This window comes from Arsenophonus sp. ENCA (genome assembly GCF_002287155.1).
GTDB classification, from domain to species: domain Bacteria; phylum Pseudomonadota; class Gammaproteobacteria; order Enterobacterales; family Enterobacteriaceae; genus Arsenophonus; species Arsenophonus nilaparvatae.
On sequence record NZ_NHNG01000322.1, the window covers coordinates 1 to 4,748 of the forward strand.

General features: G+C 38.7%; 4 protein-coding genes and 1 pseudogene. 2 read left to right on the forward strand and 3 right to left on the reverse strand.

Translation table 11 applies throughout. From position 1 onward, the window contains the following. Positions 1-240 precede the first annotated feature (240 nt). A pseudogene (locus CBG25_RS08570) lies at positions 241-1,017 on the forward strand (MlaD family protein); the annotation flags it as partial. Further along, positions 1,014-1,568, forward strand: coding sequence for a membrane integrity-associated transporter subunit PqiC (gene pqiC / locus CBG25_RS08575; protein WP_290606029.1), 555 nt, complete (start codon positions 1,014-1,016; stop codon positions 1,566-1,568). The pseudogene CBG25_RS08570 and the gene pqiC, both read left to right, overlap by 4 nt. A gap of 70 nt (positions 1,569-1,638) precedes the next feature. Here the strand turns inward: pqiC and fabA are convergent, their stop codons facing one another. The 3 genes from fabA to CBG25_RS08590 all read right to left on the reverse strand — a co-directional run. Then, positions 1,639-2,157 (reverse strand): bifunctional 3-hydroxydecanoyl-ACP dehydratase/trans-2-decenoyl-ACP isomerase, encoded by a 519-nt coding sequence (gene fabA, locus CBG25_RS08580; protein ID WP_290606025.1) that lies wholly within the window; start codon positions 2,155-2,157, stop codon positions 1,639-1,641. An 88-nt stretch (positions 2,158-2,245) separates the two neighbouring features. After that, positions 2,246-3,985 (reverse strand): Lon protease family protein, encoded by a 1,740-nt coding sequence (locus CBG25_RS08585; protein WP_290606027.1) that lies wholly within the window; start codon positions 3,983-3,985, stop codon positions 2,246-2,248. A gap of 391 nt (positions 3,986-4,376) precedes the next feature. Further along, the coding region (locus CBG25_RS08590) for a transposase (protein WP_290603757.1) at positions 4,377-4,748 on the reverse strand (372 nt) is incomplete at its 5' end.

The following is a 4,748-nucleotide window of genomic DNA, read 5'->3' on the forward strand; positions in this document are numbered from 1 at the left end:
ATTGGACAGGTGCGCGCTAATTTTGCCATGACGATGATGGCAGCATGTTACAACCTAAAGCGGTTGGCGTACTTCCAGAGCGCGTGCATCGTGGCTTTCTGACGCCCAGAATGGGTCAAATGGCCCTAGCCAGGGCAATGTGCGATAGAATCAGTAGCGTGATAATCAAAAAAAATCTAATTATTTAGAATGAAAGCCAAGGGTTAATTGAAAATCTTGAGTTTTTCGAGGTGCCCTGTACACAAAGATTTTATTTTGTTTTTCTCTGATTCAGTTCGCGGATTACAACCTGGCGCACCAGTTGAATTTAGAGGAATTCGCTTAGGAACCGTGATGGAGGTTCCGTTTGATTCTGAGAAATTACGGCAAAAATTGGATAATGAATTCCGTATTCCGGTTTTAATTCATATTGAGCCTGGTCGTGTTAGTACCGATATTGATCTAGAAAAAGAGTTTGCCGCAGCATTAAGACAAGGATTAAGAGCAGCTTTAAAATCGGCTAACCTAATTACCGGAGCATTGTATGTCGATTTGGATTTCTATCCAGAAAAAGGCCAATGGAAAGGGCCATTAAAAGTTGCTGATTACGATATTATTCCAACGGTTAGTGCTGGATTATCACAGATCCAACAAAAAGTGGTTGAGGCATTAGATAAAATCAATCGTCTGCCGATTAAGCCTATGATAAGTCAAGCCACAAATACGCTAGCAGAAAGTCAGAAAACCATTCCTGAAGCACCGCGTACTTTATCTGAGTTGAATAAACTGATGACTAGCAAAGACTTTCAAAAGATCCCTGCTGATCTGCAACAAACTTTGCTTGAATTGAATCGCGTTATGCAAGGTTTGCAACCAGGCTCACCTGCCTATAATAGAATGATCGATAATATGCAGCGTCTTGATCAGGTGTTAAGAGATATTCAACCCGTTATCAAGACATTGAATAATAAGAGTAATGCACTTGTTTTTGAAGCAAAATCGATCAAGGATCCAGAACCGAAGAAGGTGACAAAATAATGGGATATTTGGCATGGATTTTGTGTTTTTTACTTATCGGTTGTAGTAGTGGCATTGAAAAATCTTATTATCAATTACCAACAACGCCGAGCTTAGTGACTAAAAAAAGTGATTTACTAACGCAAAAACAGCTTTGGATACAGACAGTGCAATTGTCTGGAATATTGGCAGCTAATGGTATTACTTACCAAACTAGCGATGTTAATTATGTTAATGCAAACAATCATCTATGGGCAAGCCCGTTAGAACAGCAATTGATGCAAAATTTAGTCAATCAGTTATCAATAATGTTGCCTAATCGATTAGTATCGGCTCAATCGCTGGAAAACAGACCTGATAGCCTTAATGTCTTTTTGACCGCTTTTCATGGCCGTTATGATGGTAAAGTGATTATCCAGGGAAACTGGATTTATAAAAGTGATAAAGGCATTATCAAGCGAGATTTTAGTCTGCTGCTTGATCAATATGAAAATGGCTATTCGGCACTAGTTAGGACGTTAGCAAGAGGCTGGACTCAGGTTGGACAATCTATAGCGAGCCAATTATCTTGAATGTATAAAATATAATATATTTGCCCCTTCAGCTTGATAACAGAAGGGGTTTTCGACAAAAAATCTGGCTTTAAAAGCTACTTGTATCTTGAAATAAACCGACTTTCAAATCTTTTGCGGTGTAAATACACTTATCATCAACCAAGACTTCACCATCAGCCACACCCATAATCAATTTTCGATTAATAACACGTTTTAAATGGATATGGTAGGTTACTTTTTTTGCGGTTGGCAAAACTTGTCCAGTAAATTTGACCTCACCTACGCCCAGTGCTCGGCCTTTACCTTTACCACCGAGCCATCCCAGGTAGAAACCAACGAGTTGCCACATTGCATCTAAACCTAGACAACCAGGCATAACGGGATCATTAGTGAAGTGGCAACTAAAAAACCATAAATCAGGTTTGATATCAAATTCTGCTTCGATAAACCCTTTATCATAATTGCCGCCAGTTTCGGTCATTTTTGTGATGCGATCCATCATCAACATATTACCGGAAGGTAATGGCGGCCCATTTTCACCAAAAAGTTCACCTCTGCCGGAAGCATCCAAATCTTCTTTTTTATAGGAGTTGCGTTTATCAACCATATTACTAAATAGCCTTATTATTAATAATAAGGCTAAAGAATAGCGTACACTTGTAAGCTGAGCAACTCCGATCAGCTATTTTTTTTATTTAATTTAGCCACTTTAGCAGCCCCATGAATTTCGGTCTTTCTTGGTTATTAGCCTGAGTAATTCGTTCTTGTATTAAAGCTAACAGATGTAAGTTATTTGTATCATATTGTTGCTTATAGTAAGCATGTTTGGTTAAAATTGAAATGGCTTCAGAAACGTGTTCAACCGACCAAATGTGAAATACGCCAGATTTGACTGCCGCAATAAGATCGGCTTTTAAGCATAAATGACGAATATTAGCTGCAGGAATGATAACGCCTTGCTGACCGGTTAATTCACGTTGGAAGCAGACATTAAAAAAGCTTTCGATTTTTTGGTTAATACTACCAATCGGCTGTACATAACCGAATTGATCTACTGCACCGGTAACCGCAATTTGCTGATCGATAGGCTGAAGAGAAAGTGCACTAATTAATGCACAAAGTTCAGCTAATGATGCGCTATCACCATCAACTTCATTGTAAGACTGTTCAAATACGATTGAGGCAGAAAAGGGTTGTGGCTGTTCAAGCTTTAATTCGTAATTGAGATAGGCTTGCATAATCATCATGCCTTTAGCGTGAATATTACCGCCCAGCTCAACTTTACGTTCTACATCAGTAAACTCACCATCACCGAAGTGAGCAACACAAGTAATACGTGATGGTTCACCGATAAGTTCTGGATGCCCTGGGTACTGCATAACCGATAATCCATTGATTTGGCCAATCATTTCACCTTCAGTTTTAATAAAAACTTGTTTTTGCAGAATATCATCTAGATTGCGTTTGGCTAGGTAACCGTGTTGCCACTGGCGCTGTTGCATCGCTGTTTGAAACGATTTTGCAGTTAACTGGTTATCTTGTTGAAATTGATTTGCCTCAGCTAGACAACGAATGAGCCACATTCTATCTAGCGGTAGGATAGATTTGTCTTCCGTATATCGAATTGCTTGAGTAATGAAGGTTGGCCACGCATCAGTCGTTAAAGCAGGAAATTGGCAATCGGTAATAATTTGTTTAATAAATTGCATCCATAGCGATAATTGACCACTATGTTCAAAATTCAATTCAAATTCATATTCGCCATAGGTAGCTTGAGAAAAAAGCTCAGGCTCTTTTGTTTCCAGTTCTTCAAGGCTAAAATGATCGCCGACCAAAATGAGCTTAATATCAAGGGGCATTGAATCAATTGGATAGGGTAAAAATTGATTATCATTGGCTGGAAGCCATTCAAACCGTTTTTGCATCACCATCTGTTTTAAGCGCTGCCACATTAATGGCTGCGCTAATAATGTACCAACAGAAAGTAATAATACCCCGCCATTGATTTTATGTAATAGTCCTGGCTCTAAGTGAACACTATTTTGATGTTGATGAATACTGCCAAATAATTGAGGCATTTCTATCCAATTACAGAAATAGGCCGAATGACAGGGCGTAAATGATCCTTTAGTGCCTGCTTGCCAATGAAATCTTCCATCTGATTGTTGATAATCTCCAGTGATAGCTACTGAGGATGAATTAATATTTTTAATGCATTTTGCTAATTCAGATAAGTAGCTTTGGCATTCTAATGCTTTAATGACAGCAAAAGGAGAATAAGTTGGTGTTAATAAAAACCTTTCAAGACTATTATATAATCTAGGTTGAATGATGGCCAAAGTGGCATTATCTAGTTTATCAGCAGCAGCAAAAAGATTAAGATAAGGTTCATAATCAGGTGCTAAATTCTGCCATATTAATTCGTTACTAATCACGCTATTTTTCAACTTATAATTTAGATAAAAAGTTTATAAATTATCCTCAATATCCTGATTGTATGAAGTCAAGATAGAAGACATTTTAGAAATAAGCTATTGTTTTTATAGAAACAGGTACATTTTACTATGAAAACAAGATATCCGTTTCCAGCATTATAAAATTTTTACGATGAAATCATTATATTAACGTTTGTTTAAATTTATGCCACTATTAATTTTGTATATTTTAAATATAATTTTATTCATAAACTGTAGGGCACCTCGAAAAACTCAAGATTTTCAATTAACCCTTGGCTTTCATTCTAAATAATTAGATTTTTTTTGATTATCACGCTACTGATTCTATCGCACATTGCCCTGGCTAGGGCCATTTGACCCATTCTGGGCGTCAGAAAGCCACGATGCACGCGCTCTGGAAGTACGCCAACCGCTTTAGGTTGTAACATGCTGCCATCATCGTCATGGCAAAATTAGCGCGCACCTGTCCAATGGTGCGGATCAGTTTTCTACCCATTTGTTCCATCGCCGCAAATGCATGTTCAACCCGTGCCCTAGTCTTTGCAATCCTGTGGTTTCGCCCTTGCTGAGTCTTGGACAACGGTTTGTTTCGATGGCCTTTACGCTGAATCTGGCTCCTATAGCCGTTTGCCTTCAGCCAAGCTTCCCGCTCCGCAGAGGGATAGCCTCGGTCGGCGTAGATATTGCGATTGGTGTTGGCCTTGTCAATGACCCTTTCGAAATGCTGACTGTCGTGGGTGCT

What these genes read in the sequence shown, in the direction of transcription:
- fabA (WP_290606025.1), bottom strand. Translation starts at nt 2,157, where the DNA reads ATGGTTGATAAACGCAACTCCTATAAAAAAGAAGATTTGGATGCTTCC.